Below are 20,030 nucleotides of genomic sequence, written 5' to 3'. Positions count from 1 at the left end.
CAGCGTGCCACCGGACCCGTCCGCGTCAGCTGGCCGCGTAGGCCTTGAGCCGGCGGGCGCGGTCGCCGTCGCGCAGCTTGACCATGACCTCGCGCTCGATCTGGCGGACCCGCTCGCGGGAGAGCCCGAACTGGCGCCCGATCTGGTCGAGCGTGCGCGGCTGGCCGTCGTCGAGGCCGTAGCGCAGGCGGATGACGTTCTGCTCACGGTCGTCCAGCGTCGCGATCACGCGGCGCATGTCGTCGTGGAGCAGGCCGGAGATGACCGTCGACTCGGCGTCGGTGGCCTCGGCGTCCTCGATGAAGTCCCCGAGCGGGGCCTCCTCCTCCGAGCCGACCGGCATGTCGAGGCTGACCGGGTCGCGGCTGTGGTCGAGCAGGTCGGCGACCTTCTCGGGCGTCAGCCCCGACTCCTCCGCCAGCTCCTCGTTGGTGGCCTCGCGGCCGAGGGTCTGGTGCAGGTCACGCTTGATGCGGGCCAGCTTGTTGACCTGCTCGACCAGGTGGACGGGCAGGCGGATCGTGCGGGCCTGGTCGGCCATCCCGCGCGTGATGGCCTGGCGGATCCACCACGTCGCGTAGGTCGAGAACTTGAAGCCCTTGCTGTAGTCGAACTTCTCCACGGCCCGGATCAGACCCAGGTTGCCCTCCTGGATCAGGTCGAGCAGCGGCATGCCGCGTCCGGTGTAGCGCTTCGCCAGCGAGACCACGAGGCGCAGGTTGGCCTCGAGCAGGTGCGCACGCGCCCGGCGGCCGTCACGGGCCACCGCGCGCAGGTCGGTGGCGCGCTGGGCGTCGAGGGCCCCGTCGTCCGAGCCGGCCTCCTCGAGCAGATGCGCGGCGTACACACCGGCCTCGATGCGCTTCGCCAGCTCCACCTCGTCGGCGGCGGTCAGCAGCGCGGTCTTTCCGATACCGTTGAGGTAGACGCGGACGAGGTCCGCCGCAGGGCCCTGGGCGTCGAGGTCGCTCTCAGCAGGCACCGAGGGGAACACCGTCTCGGACCCGGTCTGCGGTGCGAGTGTCGCCGTCATTGCTTCCTCCCTGCGCGGCGCGAAGGTGCTGTGGCGCCGCGTCACTAGGTCGAACGCGTCGGGATCGGCGTTCGTTCCCGCCGTGGGCGTCCGGTGACGGGTGCCCGCTGTGTCGTGCGTGACGCATGGCGGGCGCCACTCGCGGACAACGGACGGCGGGGAGCGGAGATCTCCGGCGTTCAGCTCTCGACGATCACCGTGAACGGGCCGTCGTTGGTGGATTCAACGCGCATGTCCGCCTGAAACTTCCCGGTCGCGACGGGTGCGCCACGCTCCCGCAGGGCGGCGACGACGGCGTCGACGGCGGCGCGGGCGGCGTCCGGAGCAGCGGCGGCCGACCAGGAGGGGCGCCGGCCCTTGCGGGTGTCCCCGTAGAGGGTGAACTGGCTGACGACGAGCAGGCCCGCGCCGGTGTCGGCGCAGGAGCGCTCGTCGCGCAGGATGCGCAGCTCGTGCAGCTTGCGGGCCATGGTCGCCGGGGCCTCGGGGCCGTCGTCGCGGTGGACGCCGAGCAGCACGAGCAGGCCGGGTCCGTCGAGCGCGCCGACCACCTCGTCGTCGACGACGACCCGGGCCGTCGTGACCCGGCTGACGACCGCTCTCACGCGGGCACCAGCATCCCGTGGTGGACCAGGTCGCGGACGACGGGCAGCGCGGCCTCGGCGAGCTCGGCGGGGTCGCGGTCGTGGGCGACGGCCAGGAGGTCGACCAGGTCGCGCAGCGGCAGGTACCCGCGGCACCCGGCGAGCAGCGCGACGCCGAGCTCGTCGACGTCGTGACGCCACTGCGGCCCGTCGAGGCGGACGAGCGTGGCGGCCACCGGCTCCCAGCCCTCGTCGGTGCCGACGAGCCCGCGCTCGAGCGCGACGGTGTCCGGGACGCGGAGGCGGGCGTCGAGCAGCGCCGCGCCGGGGTGCGCCGCGAGCCACGCGGTGCGGTCGAGCCACGCCTCGATCTCCGGGCCGAGCGGGTCGTCGTGCGACTGGCGCAGGTCCTCGCACACCACGGTCCCGGCGACGTCGGGGGCGGTGCGCCGCAGCGTCACGAACCCGAAGCCGACCGCGTGCACGCCCTCGGCGGCGAGGAAGTCGAGCCACCGCTCGGACAGCGCGGTCCCCTCGGGTGAGGCTGGGTCGACGCCCGCGTCGCGCAGCCAGGTGCCGACGTGCAGGGCCGGGTCGGCGACGTCGCGCTGCACGACCCAGGCGTCCAGCCCGCCGGGCGCGGCGGACCGTGCGGCCTCGGCGAGCCAGGTGCGGGGCCGCGCGGTCCAGTCGTCGGAGGTGATGAGCCACGACGCGAGCAGCTGCGCGACCCCGCCCTCGGTGAGGTGCGCGGGCAGCGCGCCCACCAGCAGCGCGCTCGCCCCGTCGCCGCCGAGCCCGGAGTCGCGGTAGACGTGGTCGACCTGCGGCGGCCCCGGCACGAACGGCGGGTTGCTGACGATCTGGTCGAAGCGCCGCCCGGCGACCGGCTCCAGCCACGGCCCGGCCAGCAGCTCGGTGTCCACCCCGGAGAGCCCGAGCGTCACGCCCGCCATCTCCAGCGCACGCCGCGAGACATCGGTGGCCGTCAGGTGTGCCGCGTGCCCCGAGGAGTGCAGCACCTGGACCCCGCACCCCGTCCCGACGTCGAGCAACGTCGCGACCGGGCGGCGGACCGTCGCCCGCGCCAGGGACAGCGACGCCGCACCGGTGCCGAGGACGTGCTCACGCCCGGCGGTGCGGTGGGCGGGCGAGACCTCGAGGTCCGAGAGCACCCACCACGGCGCAGCGTCGGGGATGGCCGCGTCGCCGTGGGGGCGCAGGTCGAGGGCGGCGGTCACGACGTCCCCGGCGACGCCCACCAGTCCGGCGGCGACGGCCTCGTCCAGGTCGGCGGGGTCGAGGGCGGCCGCGGCCTCGGCGCGCGGGACGGCGTCGCCGAGCAGGAACAGGCGCACCAGCGTGCTGAGGGCCCCGGCGTCCCGGACGGCCCGGCGGGCCGGGGTCGTCTCGCCCCGGTCGAGGGCGGCGCGGGCGCCCGGACCGAGGAGCGCGGCCACGCCGTCGACGGTGAACCCGCCGCGGGCCAGCGCGGTGCGTAAGCCACGCCACAATCGGGCATGTGAGACGTCGACACCGTCCGTAGTGCGACGTTCCGCGTCCGGGTGGTCGGGTCGGGGCACGGGGGAGATCGTCACACCTGCACCGCAGGTCGGCGCCGCCACCCTGTCCGCGGCCCCTCCGAACGCACCGTTGTCACGGGCGGGGAAGTGCAAGACGCTGCGCACACAGCAAGGGCACCCGGCGTCCTCCCGGCGCCGGCCGGTGCCGCAGATCGACGGGGAGGCACACGCGGATGTCGGAACAGACGGCCACCGAGGGGAAGACGTACCCGCCGGACCCGGAGCTGTCGAAGACGGCCAACGTGCGGCCGGAGATGAAGGAGCAGGACCTCCGGGAGTTCTGGGACGAGCAGGCCAAGGCGCGCCTGGACTGGTTCGAGGACTACGACGAGGTCCTCGACTGGCAGCTCCCGTACGCGAAGTGGTTCGTCGGCGGGAAGCTGAACGCCTGCTACAACTGCGTCGACCGCCACGTCGAGGGGGGCAAGGGTGACAAGGTCGCCCTGCACGTGGTGCCCGACGACGGCCCCGACTCGTCGGAGGCCCGCGACATCACGTTCTCCGACCTCCAGCGCGAGGTCGTGAAGATGGCCAACGGCCTCAAGGAGCTCGGCGTCGGCAAGGGCGTGCCGGTCGGGATCTACATGCAGATGATCCCCGAGGCGGTCGTCGCGATGCTCGCGTGCGCCCGGCTCGGCGCGCCCCACACCGTGGTGTTCGGCGGCTTCAGCGGCAAGGCCGTGGCCGAGCGCTGCAACGACCTCGAGTGCAAGGTCCTCATCACCCAGGACGAGGCGATGCGCGGCGGCAAGGCCGGCGCGCAGAAGACCAACGCCGACGAGGGCCTCGACGCCGGTCCCACCACCGTCGAGAAGATCGTCGTGGTGCGGCGCACGGGCGCGGACATCCCGATGAACGACCGCGACGTCTACCTGCACGACCTCACGGCGAACGTCTCGGACGACCCGCAGAGCTGCCCCTGCGAGCCGATGGACTCGGAGGACCTGCTCTTCCTGCTCTACACCTCGGGCTCGACCGGCAAGCCCAAGGGCGTCGTGCACACCACGGCCGGCTACCTGCTCGGCGTCACGACGACCCACAACCTCGTCTTCGACGTCAAGGACGACTCGGTCTACTGGTGTGCGGCCGACATCGGCTGGATCACCGGGCACAGCTACATCACGTACGGCCCGCTGGCCAACGCGTGCACCTCGGTGCTCTTCGAGGGCGTCCCCGGCTACCCGGGCAAGGACGTGTGGTGGAAGATCATCGACAAGTACGGGGTCACGATCCTGTACACGTCGCCCACGGCGATCAAGTCGCACATGAAGGCGGGCGAGCAGCACATCGAGGGCCACGACCTGTCCTCGATCAAGATGCTGGGCAGCGTCGGCGAGCCGATCAACCCCGACGTCTGGGAGTGGTACCGCGAGCACATCGGCGGCGGCAAGGCGCCGATCATGGACACCTGGTGGCAGACCGAGACCGGGCACATCCTGATCACGCCGCTGCCGGGCATCACCACGCTCAAGCCGGGCATGGCGCAGCAGCCGTTCCCGGGCGTGCGGCCCGAGATCCGCGACGACGAGGGCAACCAGCTCGGCGTCGAGCAGACCGGCAACCTCGTGCTCACCCAGCCGTGGCCCGGGATGATGCGCACGCTCTACAAGGACGACGAGCGCTTCAAGGACACCTACTGGTCGAAGTACTCCGACGCGTACTTCGCCGGTGACGGCGCCAAGTACGACGCCGACGGCGACATCCAGCTCATGGGTCGCATCGACGACGTCGTCAACGTGTCCGGCCACCGCCTCTCGACCTTCGAGGTGGAGAGCGCGCTGGTCGAGCACGCCGACGTGGCCGAGGCCGCGGTCGCGGCCCGCAAGGACGACGACACCGGCCAGGCGATCGTCGCCTTCGTGTCGCTCAAGGGCGACAAGCAGGGCACCGAGGAGCTGGAGCAGGCGCTGCGCGAGCAGGTCGCCCAGTCGATCGGGAAGCTGGCCCGTCCGGCCACGGTGATCTTCTCCAGCGACCTCCCCAAGACGCGGTCGGGGAAGATCATGCGGCGTCTCCTCAAGAACCTCGCCGAGGGCGAGGAGCTGGGCGACACGTCCACGCTCGTCGACCCGAGCGTCGTCGAGCAGATGCAGAAGCAGATGAACGGCTGAGCACGCCCCGTGGGGGAACGAACGGCGCCTTCGCTGCTTCCGAAGCAGCGAGGGCGCCGTTCGTTCGTCCGCTCCGGGCCTGGATCAGCCGTGCGGGGTGCTCAGCTCACGGCGGGCGGCTGGAGGTCGGCGGCGGGCTCCTCCGGCTCCGGGCGCGCGGGAGGTTCCTCCCCGCGCAGCACCGCGAGCTGCTCGGTGATCCGGCCCATGATGCGGTCGGTGGCCTCCTGTAGCGCCTTGCGCCCGATCCGGCCCTCGCGCAGGTCGTCGAGCGCGACCGGAGGGCCGGCGAGCACCCGCAGCGTCGCGCGGGGGAGCAGCGTCGGGCGGGAGGCCGTCGGCGGAAGCAGGTGGTTCGAGCCCCACTGCGCAACGGGGATGACGGGTGCGCCGGTCTCGAGGGCCATCCGCGCGATCCCGGTGCGCGCGGCGCGGGGCCAGCCGTCGGAGTGGTCGGCGAACCCGCCCTCCGGGTAGACGACCACGACCTCGCCCTGCCGCACGGCCTCGACCGCGGCGCGGTAGGCCTCGATGCCCGACGCCTTGCGGTCGACCGGGATGTGCCGGCCCCCGCGCAGCGGCGCACCGACGACCGTCTTGCCCCACAGCTCCTTCATCGCGAGGAAGCGCGGCACGCGGCCCTGGGCGAGCGTGTAGGCGACGAGGACGATCGGGTCGACGTGCGAGAGGTGGTTGACGGCGAGGAGCGCGCCCCCGCGGGTCGGCACCTGGGGCCCGCCGCGGAAGTCCCAGCGCGCCACGGCCATGAGGACCGGCCAGAGGACGTCGATCGCGAACCCGTACCAGAAGCCCCGGTCGGTGCGCGGGTACAGGATCCAGATCGCGAGCTTGCGCCAGAGCCGGATCCCCCGCCCCGACCGTCGGCGGTCGTGGGCCTGGGAGATCCGCCGGAGTCGATCCTGCCGCGCCATGCCCCGGATCATGTCTCGCCGGGCCGCGTCGTGCATGGGTGGACCTACGCAGTGGCGCGCGCGACGGCCGGCGAACCGTCGTGGCCTCTGGTCCGATCAATCGCGGGAGTCGACGGAAGGAGACCACGGTGGGTGCAGGAGCGGCGACGCGGGTGGCCGGGGCGATCGGGGCGTTCCTCGACGGACCGGTGCCGGTGCGCATCCGGGCGTGGGACGGCAGCGAGGCCGGGGCGGCGCCGGCGCCGGGGGTGCCGACGGTCGTGCTGCGCTCGCGCCTGGCGTTGCGCCGGCTGCTGTGGGAGCCAGGGGAGATGGGGCTCGCGCACGCCTACGTCTCGGGCGACCTGGACGTCGACGGCGACCTCGCCGAGGGCCTCTCGGCGATGTGGGCGCTGGTGCGCTCGGGCACGATCTCGGCCCGCCGCCCGGGGCTGCGTGAGCTGCCGGGCCTGGGCGTGGCGGCCGCGCGTCTCGGCCTGCTCGGCCCGAAGCCGGCCCCGCCGCCGGAGGCGATCCGCATCGAGGGCCGCCTGCACAGCCGCCGGCGCGACCGCGACGTCATCGCCCACCACTACGACGCCGGCAACGCGTTCTACTCGCTGCTGCTCGACGACTCGATGGCCTACTCGTCGGGCTACTGGTGCTCGGAGGACAGCACGCTCGCGCAGGCCCAGCACGACAAGCTCGAGCTGATCTGCCGCAAGCTCGACCTCGCCCCGGGCCGGCGCCTGCTCGACATCGGCTGCGGCTGGGGCTCGCTCGCGGTGCACGCCGCCCGCGAGCACGGCGCGAACGTCCGCGCCGTGACGATCTCGAAGGAGCAGCGCGACCACGTCAACGCCCGCATCCGCGCGGAGGGCCTCGCCGGGAAGGTCCAGGTCGACCTGCTCGACTACCGCGACGTCGCCGGGAGGATCACCGCGACCGACGGCCCGTTCGACGCCGTCAGCGCGATCGAGATGGGCGAGCACGTCGGCGACGAGCACTACCCGACGTTCGCGGCGACGATCCACGGCGCGCTGCGCCCCGGCGGGCGGGCGCTCGTGCAGCAGATGTCGCGCGGGGCGAACGCCCCCGGCGGCGGGGCCTTCATCGAGACCTACGTGACCCCCGACATGGTCATGCGCCCCGTCGGCGACACCCTGACCTTCCTGCAGCAGGCGGACCTCGAGGTTCGCGACGTCCACGTCATGCGCGAGCACTACGTCCCGACCATCCGTGCCTGGCTCGCGACGCTCGAGGAGCACTTCGACGAGGCGGTCGCGCTGCTCGGGGAGCGCGGCGCGCGGATGTGGCGGCTCTACCTCGCCGGCGGCGCGCTCGCGTTCGAGGAGAACCGCATGGGGGTCGACCAGATCCTCCTCGCCCGCCCGACCGACCGCGGGCGCAGCGGGATGCCGCCCACCCGCGACGACTGGGCCGTGCGCTCGCGCTCGGAGGCGGGTAAGCCGGGCACGTGAGCTTCGACCTGGCCGCGTTCGGTCTACTGCTCGTGGGTGCGGTGGCGACGGTCGTGGTGGCGTTCGCCCTGACGCTCGTCGTGGCCCGCGCGACCGGGCGCCACAGCGTCGTCGACGTGACGTGGGGTCTCGGCTTCGTGGCCGTCGCGGTCGTCGCCTACCTGGTCTCCGGCGTGCTGGGTGTCGGCGACACGGTGGTCCGCACGGTGACCCTGGCCCTCGTCGCCGTCTGGGGGCTCCGGCTCGGGATCTACATCGGCCTGCGCAACCGCGGCAAGGGTGAGGACCCGCGCTACGCCGCGATGCTCGGCGACGACCACGCGCCGGGCGCGGTGACGACGACCGTGCTGCGCCGGGTCTACCTGCCGCAGGCGGGCGTCATGCTCGTCGTGTCGCTGCCGGTGCTCGCCGCGATGGTGCGGGCGTCGACGGTGACCGCGGTGGTGGTCGTCGGTGTGGTGCTGTGGCTCGTCGGGTTCGTCTTCGAGAGCGTCGGCGACGCGCAGCTCGCGGCGTTCAAGGCCGACCCCGGGAACAAGGGGAAGGTCCTCGACACGGGGCTGTGGCGCTACACGCGGCACCCGAACTACTTCGGCGACGCCTGCGTGTGGTGGGGCGTCTTCGCCGTCGCGGCGGGCCACCCGCTGGCGCTCGTCACCGTCGTCGGGCCGCTGCTGATGACCTACCTGCTGGTGTCCGTGACCGGCAAGGAGCTGACCGAGAAGTCGATGTCCGGGCGTCCCGGGTACGACGAGTACGTCCGGCGCACCTCGGGCTTCCTGCCGCTGCCGCCGGGGTCGCGCCCGGCCCGCGCCACGTGAGGCGCGGACCGGGGCGGTCGGTGTCAGGCGCCGCGGCGCTCGCGCAGCACCTTGAGTGCGTCGTCGGCGTGCAGGTCGAACTTCATCTCGCTGCCGATGACCTCGAGCACGGTCCGGTCGGTGTCGATGACGAAGGTCTTGCGCTTGACGGGCAGCGCCGGCAGCCAGGAGCGCTTGGCGCCGAACTGCTTGGCGACGGCGCCGTCGGGGTCGGAGAGCAGCGGGTAGTCGAACGAGTTCTCCGTCGAGAACGTGTGCTGCTTCTCGACCGAGTCGGCGCTGATGCCGACGCGCTGGCCCCCGACCTCGGCGAACTCCTTCGCGAGGTCGCGGAAGTGGCAGCTCTCCTGGGTGCAGCCGCCCGAGGAGGCGAGGGGGTAGAAGAACAGCACCACCGGGCCGTCGGCGAGGAGCCCCGACAGCGACCGGCGGGTCCCGGTGTCGTCGGCGAGCTCGAAGTCGGGGGCGGTGTCTCCGGCCTTCATGGGTGCTTCCTTCCTCCCGGCCGCGGGCCGGGATCACGGACGTCGTCGGCGGTGTCTTCGTGCCGCCGGCGACCGGGGTTCGATCACGGGTACACGAGGACGTGACCCTCCCGCGCCTCGACCGCGTCCGTCCCGCGACCCGCCGCCCCGTGACCGGGGTGGTCGTCGTCCTGCACGGCGGTCGGCCCGAGGGCCACGACGCCGCCGACGGGCTGCGGCTGCCGTTCCTGCGGATGGTGCCCTTCGCCCGCGCGGTGGCCGCCGCCGGTGCCCGGCGCGGCGTCGACGTGGGGCTGCTGCGCTACCGCTACCGGGGGTGGAACGCCCCCGATCTCGACCCGGTGCAGGACGCGCGCTGGGCGCTGCGCGACGTGCGGGCGCGCCACGGTGACGTTCCCGTGGTGCTGGTCGGGCACTCGATGGGCGGCCGGGCCGCGCTGCGGGTCGGGGGTGACGACGGTGTCGTCGGCGTGGCCGGGCTGGCGCCGTGGCTCGAGCGGGGCGAGCCGTACGCGCAGCTCGCCGGCCAGACGGTGCTGATCGCCCACGGGGACCGCGAGCGGATGACCGACCCGCGGTCGTCGCTGCGGTTCGCCCAGCGCGTCGCGACGGTGTCCGACCGCGTGGCACGGTTCGATGTGCACGGCGACGGCCACGCGATGCTGCGGCGGGCCGGGGCCTGGCACGACCTCGTCACACACTTCGCGCTCGGGGCCCTCGGGCTCGAACCGTTCACCGAGGCCGTCGCGAAAGCCATGGCGGCCGGGGACCCCGAGGGGCTCACGGTGCCGTTGGCGGATCCCTAGCCGGACACGAAGCGCAGCGGAGCTGGACCGTCGAAGGAGTGGTGGCGTGCGGGAACGGGTCGCGGTCGTCGGTGCGGGGGTCTCGGGGCTCACGGCGGCGTACCTGTTGCAGCGCCGCTACGACGTGACCCTGTTCGAGGCCGACGACCGGCTCGGCGGCCACGCGCACACCCACGAGCTCGGGCCGCTGGCGGTGGACTCCGGCTTCATCGTCCACAACGACGTCACCTACCCGCACCTGCTGCGGCTGTTCGCCGAGCTCGGGGTCGCCACCCAGGACTCCGAGATGTCCATGAGCGTCCGCGACGAGGCCACCGGCCTCGAGTACGCCGGGGCGCGCGGCGCGCGGGGCCTGTTCGCGCAGCCGCGCAACCTCGCGAACCCCCGCTACCTGCGCATGCTCGGGGAGGTGCTGCGCTTCCACCGGGCCGCGCGCGCCGTCGTGGACGGGACGTCCCCGCTCGCCGAGGACGTCACCTTCGGCGAGTTCCTCGACGCCGGGCGGTACTCGCGGTTCTTCGTCGAGACCTTCGCCGTGCCGGTCGTCTCCGCGGTGTGGTCCTCGGGCCCGGAGCTCTCGCGGCAGTACCCGGCGCGCTACCTGTTCGCCTTCCTGGCCAACCACGGGATGCTCTCGGTGGGCGGCTCCCACCAGTGGCGCACGGTCGTCGGCGGGTCGCGCAGCTACGTCGAGCGCGCCGTGAAGGGGCTCTCGGCGGTCGAGGTGTCGACGCCGGTGCGGGCGCTGACGCGGTCCGGCGACGAGGTGCTGGTGCGCGACGACGCCGACGTCGAGCGCCGCTTCGACCGCGCCGTGGTCGCGGCCCACGCGCCGGACGCGCTGCGCCTGCTCACGGCGCCGACCGCCGAGCAGACCGCCGTGCTCGGGGCGTTCTCCTACTCGCGCAACGAGACCTGGCTGCACACCGACACCTCGGTGCTCCCGCGGGCCGAGGGCGCCCGCGCCGCGTGGAACCTGCTGCGCGTGCCGGGCGAGGACCGCGTGCTGGTCAGCTACGACATGACCCGCCTGATGCGCCTGGAGGGCCCCGACACCCACGTCGTCACCCTCAACGCCACCGACCGCGTCGACCCGTCGACGGTGATCGCGAAGATGGTCTACGAGCACCCGGCCTACACGCCGGGGTCCGTGGCGGCGCAGGACCGGCTGCCGTCGCTGAACGACGACCGCCTCGCCTTCGCCGGCGCCTACCACGGCTGGGGCTTCCACGAGGACGGCTGCGCCTCGGGCGTGCGCGCCGCCGCCTCACTGGGCGTGACGTGGTGAGCGCGCGCCCGTGTCAGCGGAGTGGCTCCGCAGACACTGGGCGTCCGTATCGCCACACGCTCGCGTCGATCTACGAGGCGGAGGTGACGCACCGTCGCCACGAGCGCCTCGACGCCGGCTTCACCCACCGGCTCTACCTCTGGCTCGTCGACCTCGACGACCTGCCGCGCCTGCCCGTTCTCCTGCGCCCGCTGGCGGGCTTCCGCGCCGCCGACCACATCGGCGACCCGCGCCGTTCGATCCGCGCGAACCTCGACGCGTTCCTCGCCGCCCGGGGGATCGCGCGTCCGGCGCGGGTGCTGATGCTCGCCCACGCGCGGGTGCTCGGGTACGTCTTCAACCCGATCACGCTCTACTGGTGCCGCGACGACGCCGGCGCGCTGGTCGCGGTCGTCGCCGAGGTCCACAACACCTACGGCGGGCGCCACCACTACCTCCTCGAGGTGGACGCGCAGGGCCGGGCCAGCGTCGACAAGGACTTCTATGTCTCGCCGTTCTTCACCGTCGACGGCGAGTACCGGATGCGCGTCCCCGAGCCGGGCGAGACGCTCGCCGCGACCGTCGTCCTGCGCCGCGAGGGCGCCACGGCCTTCGTGGCGACCCTGCGTGGACGCCGCCGCGCCGCGACTCCCCGCGCGGTGCTCGCGGCGGCCCTGCGCCATCCCGCGGTGACGCTGCACGTGGCGGCCGCCATCCGCCGTCGTGGCATCGCGCTCTGGGCCCGCGGCGTGCCGGTCGTCGCGCGCACCCCGGCCGACACCGACCGCGGCCTCGGCCAGCTCGAAGCCGAGCCGCTCACCCGGCACACTGGCGCTCCGTGACCGCCTCACTCACCGTCCGCGTCGCCGAGGCCGCCGACGTGGACTCCCTGCTGGCCCTCGTCCACAGCGCGTACCGCGGACCGTCGGGGCGTCAGGGCTGGACCTCCGAGGCCGACCTCATCGACGGGCCGCGCACCACCCGCGACCTGCTCGCCGCCGACCTCGCCGATCCGGCGATCACGGTGCTCGTGGCGGGGGACCTCGTCGGCTGTGCCGCGGTCACCGTCGCGGACGGAGCCACGACCGCGTCCTTCGGGATGTTCGCGGTCCGCCCCGACGTGCAGTCGAGCGGCGCCGGGACGACGCTGCTGGGGGCCGCGGAGGACACCGCCCGCGCCCGCGGCGCCACGACGATGGAGATGTGCGTGATCGACCGGCGCACCGAGCTCATCGCCTGGTACGAACGCCGCGGCTACGCGCGCACCGGTGAGACGCGGCCCTTCCCGTACGGAGCGGAAGGGGTCGGCGAGCCGCGGGGCGACGACTTCGTGTTCGCGGTGCTCGCGAAGGATCTGCGAGGCTGACACCGTGCCCGAGCTGACCCTCGCCCAGGACGCCGACGCCGACGCGGTCCTGAGCGCCAACCCGCTGGCCCTGCTGATCGGGATGCTGCTCGACCAGCAGTTCCCGATGGAGCGGGCGTTCGCCTCGCCGGCGCTGCTCACCGCGCGTCTCGGTGGCCCGCTCACGGCCGCCGGCATCGCGGAGTACGACACCGAGGCGCTCGTCGCGGCCTTCACCGGCCCGCCCGCCCTGCACCGGTACCCGCGCTCGATGGCCGAGCGGGTCCAGGCGCTCTGCCGCCTGCTCGTCGAGGACTGGGGTGGCGAGGCCGAGCGGCTCTGGGCCGACGCGGGCTCCGGTCGCGAGGTGCTCGCCAACCTGCAGTCGCTGCCCGGCTTCGGCAAGCAGAAGGCGCAGATCTTCACGGCGCTGCTCGGCAAGCAGTGCGGCGTGCGTCCCGAGGGCTGGCGCGAGGCGGCCGGCTCCTACGGGGACGAGGGTTCGCGCCGCTCGATCGCGGACGTCGTCGACCCGGTGACCCTCGGCGAGGTCCGCGACTTCAAGCAGGCGCAGAAGAAGGCGGCCAAGGCGGAGAAGGCGCAGAAGGCCGAGGCGAGCTCCTGACCCGTGCCCGGGTGGCGCCGCGGCGCCGCGGGGTTCAGAGTGGCGCGTGAGGGCACCCGTGGGGGATGGCCGGTGCCCGAGGAGGCGACGCACGTGGTGAACCGACGTCAGGATGACGACGGACAGCCGATCCTGATCACCCAGGCCGCGGTCTCGTACGACGAGGAGTTCGCGGCCCGCAAGAAGCGCTACTCGCTGATCATGGCGTGCCGTATCCCGTGCCTCGTGCTGGCCGGGGTCGCCGGCATCGGCTTCAACCTGCCGTGGGTCGCGGTCGCCTTCATCGTGCTGTCGGTGCCGCTGCCCTGGGTCGCGGTGCTCATCGCCAACGACCGGCCGCCGAAGAAGGCCGAGAAGGCCAACCGCTACAAGCCCGGCCGCACCGAGCTCGGCGCGGTGCCCGACGCGCGGATCATCGAGGCCGCCGAGGTGCTCGAGGGACGCAGCCCCTTCGTCGGGCACAGCGAACGTCCGCGCCAGCCCCGTCAGGACACCGCCGCGCACGAGCCGCCGCGCGTGACCGACCCCGACGGCTCCGACGCCGGCACGCCCCGCACCGGCAGCGAGGGGTAGCGAGGGACGGCCACCGGCCTCCCCGCGTTCACCGGCGCCCGCGATACTCGCCGCGGACCAGGCGATGCGGGGGTGTCGATGACGGTCGCGTTCGCGCGTCTCGCGCGCTGGTTCTTCGCCGGCGCGGCGGTGTGCGCGGTGGTCCTGGTGGTGCTCCTGCCGGTGCTCGAGGGCACCGCGCGGACGGCGACGGCGATTGCGGTGGGTGTCCTGGGCGCGAACCTGCTGATCCAGGGCGTGGTCTGGACGACGCTGCAGCGCCGCTGGTTCGGTCGCCCCGCCGTGCTGCGGCGCACCGCCCGCCGCGGCACCCCCGCGCTCGCCCGGATCGCCGGGGTCACCAGCACCACCAGCTCGATCGGCAACGAGGCGATCCCGGTGCTCGACCTCGATGTCAACGGGCGCCTGGTCCGCCGGCGGGTGCGCGTGCCCTTCCACCACGCCGCCGACGTCCGCATCGGGCGGATGCTCCCGGTCCGCCTCGACCCGGAGGGCTCGCCGGTGATCGTCGTCGAGTGGGACGCGGTGCGCTGAGACGGGCTCAGGTCCCGGACGACGCCGGGCCGAGCGGTGCCGCCAGCACCGGCAGGCGCGTGAGGCCGGGAAGCGGTCCGAGCGTCCACGAGGGGTCCGCCACCGCGAGACGGCCCGGCCCGCCCGACGGCTCGGGATCGGGCAGCGTCGCGGGTGGTGCCTGCATCGCGGGTCGGTCGGCCCCTGGGAACCGGGCGGCGCCGACCTCGCGCCCCCCGCCGTGCCCGCCGTGCCCGCCGTGCCCGGGCGGGGCGACCGCGGGACGCTGCTGGTGCGCGGTGGCGTGCGTCGCGAACGCATGGGCGAAGGTCTGCGACCGCGGCACCCGGTCCGCCGCGTCGGTCGATCCCGTCGACGCCGCGTCCTGTTCCGGTCCCTGGACGCAGCGGCGGGCCGCGTTGATGCACGCGACGCCCTCCTCGGCACGGCGCTCCGACGACAGGTACTCGAGCAGCGCGTGGTCGGTGATCGGGTTGTGCTGCTGCTCGGGGAAGCTGTCGATCGCGAACTGGCGCCCTGGCGGAGCGTTCTCGTAGCTCACCGTGATGCGCAGCGCCGGCACCGGGATGAGGTCGTCGTCGCACTCCCCGTCCGCGTCCGGGTAGACGATGTGGGTGGTGTGGTCCTCGGAGTCGAGGTCCTGGCCGTTCCAGCAGCTCGGGAAGTCGTACACCCGCTGCAGCGCGGACCCCTGCGGGCACATCGGGTAGAGGTCGGTCATCCGCCCGCCCGTGCCGCTGCACGTGTACTTGGCGTTGGCGCCCTCGCCGTCGTTGGTGCCCGCCTTGGCCGAGCCGGTGACCAGCGCGATGTTCAGCGGCAGGGCCTCGGCGCGCCGCGAGCCGTGGCCGTGGAAGGTGAAGTCGACCGCCGTCGGCTCGACGAGCGCACCGACGTTGCCGTCGAGGCTGCCGCCGTCGACGCCGACGTCGGGGCCGGGGCTGCGCAGGTCGCGCAGCACGGGCCAGAAGATGGGGGAGCGGTCGCCGTTGGTGCAGGTCGTCGCCGTCTCCTCGAGGACCTCCCGCTCCGAGGCGAAGTTGGTGCCCTCGTTGCCCGCGTAGTCGTGCACGTGCTGCGCGCCGTTCCGCTTGCCGGGGGTGATCAGGTAGTTGTCCGAGTTCTTGTGGTCGCTGACGGCGCACCGGATCGAGTAGCTGCCGCCGGAGAACGCCCCGCCCTCGCCGCGGAAGCCCTGCCGCACCCGCTGGATCTCGACGTACTCGTTCGCCGCGGCACGCCCGATCTCGTCGCGGCCGGGGAACTCCTCGTCGTCCCCCTGACCCCCGTCCTGACCGCCCTGGTCGCCCTGGCCGCCTTGACCGCCTTGACCGCCCTGGTCGTCGTCCTCGTTGCCGCCGCCGCCGTCTTCCCGGCCGTCGCCGCCGTTGTCGCCGCCGCCGTTGTCGCCGCCGTTGTCGCCGCCGCCGTTGTCGCCGCCGCCGTTGTCGCCGCCGTCGTCGTCCCCGTCGTCGTCGGCGACCGCCACCACGCCGCCGTGCGACACCACCGGGCCGGCGCCGGCCCCGACGGCCACGCCGATGATCAGCACGGCGACCGCCAGCAGGCCCAGGACGAGCACGGGGACCCGGCGCGGTCCGGTGCGGCGCCGGTCGAGCGCCGCCCACGCGCTCTCGTCGGGCCGGACCGGCGGGCAGGACGTCGGGCGCGTGCCCGACGTCCGGCCCCCACCCCACGCCGACCTGCTCATCGTCCTCCGCTCATCCGCCGGTGCCCCGTGTCGCGGACGCTAGCCGCGGCCCGCGCGCGCCGGGTGCGCTTTCGGAGAAGTCGCGGCGCCGGGCCGGGGCGCCGGTACGGCGTCCCGGCCGCCGAGCCACGGATCGGGCCCCGAGGTCGGGACGGCCGGCGACCAGGCACCGCCCGGCACGCGCACCGGCCCGGACGCGGGCCCGGACGCGGGCCCGGACGCGGGCCCGGACGGGCGCGGGAGCGGCCCGGACGGCGGGTGGCCCGGGCGCCGCGGCGGACGCGGCGGCCGTAGGGGCGGCGGGAGGGACGGCGCCGCCGGCAGGGGGTGGGACGGCGTGCCCACCACACGGACCGGCCCGGACTCCGGCTCGCGGCGCGCGGTGCCTCCCGACCCGGCGTCGGGCCCCAGCGGCAGTGACCCCGAGGACAGCGGCCCCGAGGACAGTGACCCGGAGGACAGGGACCCCGAGGACGGGTCGTCCCGCACGCGGGAGCGGCCACCGGCGACCCGGCCGGGCCGCCGGGGGACCGGACGCTCCACCCGGATCTCGGTGATCTCGCCGGGGCTCTCGGGGACCGCCGCGCGCGCCGTGCCGGCGGAGGCCGCGCCGGCGGAGGCCGGGCCGGACACGGCCGGCGCCCGGCCGGCGGCGGCCGCCGCGACGAGCGCCGGCGGCCCCCAGCCGTCGCCCGCGGCGAGGGCCCGCTCCGCACGGCCGCGCCGCACCGGGGGCGCCGTGATGCCGACCCCCCGGCCCGCCGGCCCCGCCCACGGCCGGTCGAGCAGCGGGGGCCACGGCCAGTGCTCCTCGAGCCCCCGGCAGCGCGCGCAGCCGAGCCCGAGCACGAGGCCGAACACGAGGTGCCCGAGCAGCGAGAGCGTCACGGTCGTCACCGTCAGCGGGAACATCAGGCGTTCGCCCCGCGGCGCGACGGCGACGGTGGCGATCAACCCGGTCCACACCGGGAAGACCGCGAACACCACGGCCGCGGCCACCGTGGCGCGCTCGCCCCAGCGGCGCAGGCCGGTGGCCGCGACGAGCAGGAAGAAGACGACGCCGATGCCGCCGCCGTCGCCGACGTAGCGCCACAGGTACCCGACGATCGCGCCCACCGCGGTGGACCCGCCGTCGACGCCCAGGATCCACGTGCCCACGGTGGGGATGAAGTCGCCCCACCAGCCGAGCAGGTAGACCGTGTCGAGCCGCACGGCGTCGTAGACGAGCGTCGCGACGACGCCCCACACCGCGCCCATCAGCACGATGCGGTCCTCGCCGAGGGGGGAGAACACGCCGAGCAGCAGCAGGGCGAGCGTCAGCGGGACCACGACCAGCCCCGCCGTGACGTTCATCGGCGCCAGCCCGAAGACGTGCGCGGAGATGGCGAGCAGGGGCAGGGCGGCGACGACGAGGTGCAGCCCGAGCCGCGCCAGGCGCCCCCGGTGCGCGTCGACGAACGCGAGCGCGTCACGCACGAGGGAGCCCGGGTCGCCGGGCAGCTCCTCGGGCGGCACGGCCACCGCGGGGGACCCGGCCACGCGGGCACGGGTACGGGCCGGGTAGGTCACGAAGGACTCCTCACCGCCGCCGGACCTCGGACGGGAGTCACCGTGACAGCCGGCGCGACGCCGTGGGTGCCGTTTCGCGTGATTGCCCGGACACGCAGGGAGAACGGAGCGGGTCCGCCCGGCGTGGGTCCCGTGTCAGGTCGGTGGGGCATCATGGAGCCATGAGCCAGACCGCGGTGCTTCCCGACACCCGCCCGCAGGGGACCGACCGCACGGGCGACGACGACCCGAAGATGTTCCACTACGTGCGCAAGAACAAGGTGGCCGAGTCGGCGGTCACCGGGTCGATGGTGGTGGCGCTCTGCGGCGAGACCTTCCCGGTCACCCGCTCGCCCAAGCCCGGTTCGCCGGTGTGCCCGAAGTGCAAGGAAATCTTCAACAAGATGCCCAGCGGCGGGGGCGGCGGCGGGGAGTAGACCCACCCGAGCCCGGTCGGCGCCCTCCCTCGCGGCGCGGCCGCCAGCGGCAGGTACTCGTCCGACCCCGCCCCGGAGGGCCTTTGACCACCCGCGCGACCGGTAGCCCGACCAGCACCGATCCCTCGGGAGCACGACCGCTGCGGCAGTGGCAGCGGCGAGCCCTGACCCGATACCTCAGCGAGCGCCCGCGCGACTTCCTCGCGGTCGCGACGCCCGGCGCCGGCAAGACGACGTTCGCGCTGCGCGCCGCGGGCGAGCTGCTGGGCGACCGCACCGTCGACACGGTGACGATCGTCTGCCCCACCGAGCACCTCAAGCACCAGTGGGCCGAGGCCGCCCGCGGCGCGGGTCTCGCGATCGACCCGGAGTTCTCCAACAGCGTCGGCCGCACGTCGACCGACTTCCGCGGCGTGGCGGTGACGTACGCGCAGGTGGCGGCCCACCCGGTGCTGCACATGAACCGCACCGAGGGCCGGCGCACGCTGGTGATCTTCGATGAGATCCACCACGCCGGTGACGCCAAGTCGTGGGGCGAGGCCACGCGCGAGGCCTTCGCCGGCGCCACCCGGCGGCTCGCGCTCACGGGGACGCCGTTCCGGTCCGACGACAGCCCGATCCCGTTCATCACCTACGAGCCCGACTCCGCCGGAGCGCTGCGCTCGCGCGCCGACCACTCCTACGGCTACGCCGACGCGCTGGCCGACGGGGTCGTCCGCCCGGTGGTGTTCCTGGCCTACTCGGGGCAGGCGAGCTGGCGCACCAGTGCCGGCGAGGAGATGACCGCCCGCCTGGGCGAGCCGCTCACGGCCGAGCAGAACGCCCGGGCCTGGAAGACCGCGCTCGACCCCAAGGGCGAGTGGATGCCGGCCGTGCTGCAGGCCGCGGACACCCGGCTGACCCAGCTGCGCCAGGGCGGGGTGCCCGACGCGGGCGGGCTCGTCATCGCCACCGACCACACCACCGCCAAGGCCTACGCGGCGCTGCTGCGCCGGATCGCCGGCGAGGAGCCGGTGGTCGTCCTCTCCGACGACCCGAAGGCCTCGGGGCGCATCGCCGAGTTCTCCCGGACCAACGATCGCTGGCTGGTCGCCGTGCGCATGGTCTCGGAGGGCGTCGACGTGCCGCGTCTCGCCGTCGGCGTCTACGCCACCAGCGCCTCCACGCCGCTGTTCTTCGCCCAGGCGGTCGGGCGCTTCGTGCGCTCGCGGCGTCCGGGCGAGACCGCGAGCGTGTTCCTGCCGAGCGTGCCGTCGCTGCTGGCGCTCGCCAGCGAGCTCGAGGTGCAGCGCGACCACGTGCTCGGTGAGCCCCACCGCCCGAAGGAGGGCTGGGACGACGACCTCCTGGAGCAGGCCAACCGCACCGAGGACGAGCCCGGCGAGCAGGAGAAGGCCTTCGAGGCGCTCTCGGCGGAGGCCGAGCTCGACCAGCTCATCTACGACGGGTCCTCGTTCGGCACGGCGGCGGGCGCGGGCAGCGCCGAGGAGCAGGACTACCTGGGGCTGCCCGGGCTCCTCGAGCCCGACCAGGTGCGTGCCCTGCTGCGGCGTCGCCAGAGCGAGCAGCTCGACGAGCAGGCGGCCCGGGAGCCGGCGCCGGTGACGACGGTCGAGCAGCCGGCACAGCCAGCACAGCCCACCCGCGAGTTCCGCCGCGACGTCGGGGTGGCCGAGAAGCTCAAGGATCTGCGGCGCGAGCTCAACGCCCTCGTCGCCGCGCAGCACCACCGCACCGGCAAGCCCCACGGTCAGATCCACGGCGACCTCCGCAAGTACTGCGGCGGCCCGGCGACCCCGATGGCGTCGCTCGAGCAGATCGAGGAGCGGATCGCGACGCTGCGGTCGTGGCGCTGATCGTCTACGCAGCGTGCTCGCGTGGTGACGTGTGGTGCATATCACACACGGTGGCGATCGCCAGCTGTCGCCGTCGTCGCGCACCGACATCGCGGCGACACAGAGTTCACCGCCGCGTCACGATCGGGTGGTGATCACGCCGCGGGACGGCCGGGCGCGTCGGACGAAGTCGATGGACCGGATGCGCAGCGCGCGTGCCGCCGGCGCTCCGGGCGCCTGATCGTCGAGCGCCACGGGAGAACCGGACACGACGGACACGCGCGCGGCGGCCGGCCCGCCGGCCGTGATCGTGGGCCGCCGCCCGTCATGATCGGGAGCG

General features: G+C 74.3%; 19 protein-coding genes. 12 read left to right on the top strand and 7 right to left on the bottom strand.

What is annotated here, in order from left to right; all coding sequences use genetic code 11:
• Window positions 1-25 precede the first annotated feature (25 nt).
• The 3 genes from WCD41_RS29890 to WCD41_RS29880 all read right to left on the bottom strand — a co-directional run bounded on the left by WCD41_RS29890 (window position 26) and on the right by WCD41_RS29880 (window position 3,131).
• Complete coding sequence (locus WCD41_RS29890) at window positions 26-1,033, bottom strand: sigma-70 family RNA polymerase sigma factor (protein ID WP_337718899.1); 1,008 nt, start codon at window positions 1,031-1,033, stop codon at window positions 26-28.
• A gap of 179 nt (window positions 1,034-1,212) precedes the next feature.
• Window positions 1,213-1,638, bottom strand: a complete 426-nt coding sequence (dtd, locus tag WCD41_RS29885; protein WP_337718898.1) for a D-aminoacyl-tRNA deacylase — start codon at window positions 1,636-1,638, stop codon at window positions 1,213-1,215.
• Window positions 1,635-3,131 carry a DUF7782 domain-containing protein gene (locus WCD41_RS29880; RefSeq protein ID WP_444876310.1) on the bottom strand — a complete coding sequence of 499 codons (1,497 nt, stop codon included), beginning with the start codon at window positions 3,129-3,131 and terminating at the stop codon, window positions 1,635-1,637. Before WCD41_RS29880 ends, dtd begins: the two co-directional genes overlap by 4 nt.
• A 242-nt stretch (window positions 3,132-3,373) precedes the next feature.
• Here WCD41_RS29880 and acs point away from each other — a divergent pair, with 242 nt between their 5' ends.
• Window positions 3,374-5,311, top strand: a complete 1,938-nt coding sequence (gene acs, locus WCD41_RS29875) for an acetate--CoA ligase (RefSeq protein ID WP_337718896.1) — start codon at window positions 3,374-3,376, stop codon at window positions 5,309-5,311.
• A gap of 101 nt (window positions 5,312-5,412) precedes the next feature.
• Here the strand turns inward: acs and WCD41_RS29870 are convergent, their stop codons facing one another.
• Window positions 5,413-6,243, bottom strand: coding sequence for a lysophospholipid acyltransferase family protein (locus WCD41_RS29870; RefSeq protein WP_337718895.1), 831 nt, complete (start codon window positions 6,241-6,243; stop codon window positions 5,413-5,415).
• Window positions 6,244-6,371: 128 nt separating this feature from the next.
• Here WCD41_RS29870 and WCD41_RS29865 point away from each other — a divergent pair, with 128 nt between their 5' ends.
• Entirely contained in the window at window positions 6,372-7,703 is a 1,332-nt protein-coding gene (locus tag WCD41_RS29865) for a class I SAM-dependent methyltransferase (RefSeq protein ID WP_337718894.1), read from the top strand.
• Entirely contained in the window at window positions 7,700-8,524 is an 825-nt protein-coding gene (locus WCD41_RS29860) for a DUF1295 domain-containing protein (RefSeq protein ID WP_337718893.1), read from the top strand. The genes WCD41_RS29865 and WCD41_RS29860 overlap by 4 nt, the downstream gene beginning before the upstream one ends.
• Before the next feature lie 23 nt (window positions 8,525-8,547).
• Here the strand turns inward: WCD41_RS29860 and WCD41_RS29855 are convergent, their stop codons facing one another.
• Window positions 8,548-9,009, bottom strand: a complete 462-nt coding sequence (locus WCD41_RS29855; RefSeq protein WP_337718892.1) for a peroxiredoxin — start codon at window positions 9,007-9,009, stop codon at window positions 8,548-8,550.
• Window positions 9,010-9,110: 101 nt separating this feature from the next.
• On the opposite strand from WCD41_RS29855, the gene WCD41_RS29850 reads away from it, so the two are divergent.
• From WCD41_RS29850 to WCD41_RS29820, 7 genes are all read left to right on the top strand, one after another.
• Window positions 9,111-9,815 carry an alpha/beta fold hydrolase gene (locus WCD41_RS29850; RefSeq protein ID WP_337718891.1) on the top strand — a complete coding sequence of 235 codons (705 nt, stop codon included), beginning with the start codon at window positions 9,111-9,113 and terminating at the stop codon, window positions 9,813-9,815.
• Window positions 9,816-9,861: 46 nt separating this feature from the next.
• Window positions 9,862-11,103 carry an NAD(P)/FAD-dependent oxidoreductase gene (locus WCD41_RS29845; RefSeq protein ID WP_337718890.1) on the top strand — a complete coding sequence of 414 codons (1,242 nt, stop codon included), beginning with the start codon at window positions 9,862-9,864 and terminating at the stop codon, window positions 11,101-11,103.
• 68 nt (window positions 11,104-11,171) lie between these two features.
• The gene (locus WCD41_RS29840; protein ID WP_373695218.1) at window positions 11,172-11,924 is read left to right on the top strand and encodes a DUF1365 domain-containing protein; all 753 of its coding nucleotides are present in this window, start codon (window positions 11,172-11,174) and stop codon (window positions 11,922-11,924) included.
• Window positions 11,921-12,448 carry a GNAT family N-acetyltransferase gene (locus WCD41_RS29835; RefSeq protein WP_337718888.1) on the top strand — a complete coding sequence of 176 codons (528 nt, stop codon included), beginning with the start codon at window positions 11,921-11,923 and terminating at the stop codon, window positions 12,446-12,448. Before WCD41_RS29840 ends, WCD41_RS29835 begins: the two co-directional genes overlap by 4 nt.
• Window positions 12,449-12,452: 4 nt before the next feature.
• The gene (locus WCD41_RS29830; protein WP_337718887.1) at window positions 12,453-13,052 is read left to right on the top strand and encodes an HhH-GPD-type base excision DNA repair protein; all 600 of its coding nucleotides are present in this window, start codon (window positions 12,453-12,455) and stop codon (window positions 13,050-13,052) included.
• Window positions 13,053-13,145: 93 nt separating this feature from the next.
• Complete coding sequence (locus WCD41_RS29825) at window positions 13,146-13,625, top strand: DUF3099 domain-containing protein (RefSeq protein WP_337718886.1); 480 nt, start codon at window positions 13,146-13,148, stop codon at window positions 13,623-13,625.
• A 78-nt stretch (window positions 13,626-13,703) separates the two neighbouring features.
• Window positions 13,704-14,159, top strand: coding sequence for a hypothetical protein (locus WCD41_RS29820; protein WP_337718885.1), 456 nt, complete (start codon window positions 13,704-13,706; stop codon window positions 14,157-14,159).
• A 7-nt stretch (window positions 14,160-14,166) separates the two neighbouring features.
• On the opposite strand, the gene WCD41_RS29815 is transcribed toward WCD41_RS29820, so the two are convergent.
• Window positions 14,167-15,870: a DUF1996 domain-containing protein gene (locus tag WCD41_RS29815; protein ID WP_337718884.1), complete on the bottom strand. Its 1,704-nt coding sequence runs from the start codon at window positions 15,868-15,870 to the stop codon at window positions 14,167-14,169.
• Window positions 15,871-15,909: 39 nt separating this feature from the next.
• Window positions 15,910-17,439, bottom strand: a complete 1,530-nt coding sequence (locus WCD41_RS29810) for a hypothetical protein (RefSeq protein ID WP_337718883.1) — start codon at window positions 17,437-17,439, stop codon at window positions 15,910-15,912.
• 161 nt (window positions 17,440-17,600) lie between these two features.
• Here WCD41_RS29810 and WCD41_RS29805 point away from each other — a divergent pair, with 161 nt between their 5' ends.
• Window positions 17,601-17,855 carry a DUF3039 domain-containing protein gene (locus tag WCD41_RS29805; protein WP_337718882.1) on the top strand — a complete coding sequence of 85 codons (255 nt, stop codon included), beginning with the start codon at window positions 17,601-17,603 and terminating at the stop codon, window positions 17,853-17,855.
• 83 nt (window positions 17,856-17,938) lie between these two features.
• Window positions 17,939-19,711, top strand: coding sequence for a DEAD/DEAH box helicase (locus WCD41_RS29800; protein ID WP_337718881.1), 1,773 nt, complete (start codon window positions 17,939-17,941; stop codon window positions 19,709-19,711).
• Window positions 19,712-20,030: the final 319 nt, after the last annotated feature.

The organism is Actinomycetospora aeridis (assembly GCF_037400275.1).
In the GTDB taxonomy this organism is placed as follows: Bacteria; Actinomycetota; Actinomycetes; order Mycobacteriales; family Pseudonocardiaceae; genus Actinomycetospora; species Actinomycetospora aeridis.
The sequence above is the reverse complement of the archived record's forward strand: the minus strand, read 5'-3'. Positions and strand labels throughout refer to the sequence as shown.

Bases quoted from the DNA above. Each gene is read 5' to 3' on its own strand.
- WCD41_RS29855 (WP_337718892.1), bottom strand. From the start codon at position 9,009: ATGAAGGCCGGAGACACCGCCCCCGACTTCGAGCTCGCCGACGACACC.
- WCD41_RS29815 (WP_337718884.1), bottom strand. From the start codon at position 15,870: ATGAGCAGGTCGGCGTGGGGTGGGGGCCGGACGTCGGGCACGCGCCCG.
- WCD41_RS29805 (WP_337718882.1), top strand. From the start codon at position 17,601: ATGAGCCAGACCGCGGTGCTTCCCGACACCCGCCCGCAGGGGACCGAC.
- WCD41_RS29890 (WP_337718899.1), bottom strand. From the start codon at position 1,033: ATGACGGCGACACTCGCACCGCAGACCGGGTCCGAGACGGTGTTCCCC.
- WCD41_RS29870 (WP_337718895.1), bottom strand. From the start codon at position 6,243: ATGGCGCGGCAGGATCGACTCCGGCGGATCTCCCAGGCCCACGACCGC.
- WCD41_RS29820 (WP_337718885.1), top strand. From the start codon at position 13,704: ATGACGGTCGCGTTCGCGCGTCTCGCGCGCTGGTTCTTCGCCGGCGCG.
- acs (WP_337718896.1), top strand. From the start codon at position 3,374: ATGTCGGAACAGACGGCCACCGAGGGGAAGACGTACCCGCCGGACCCG.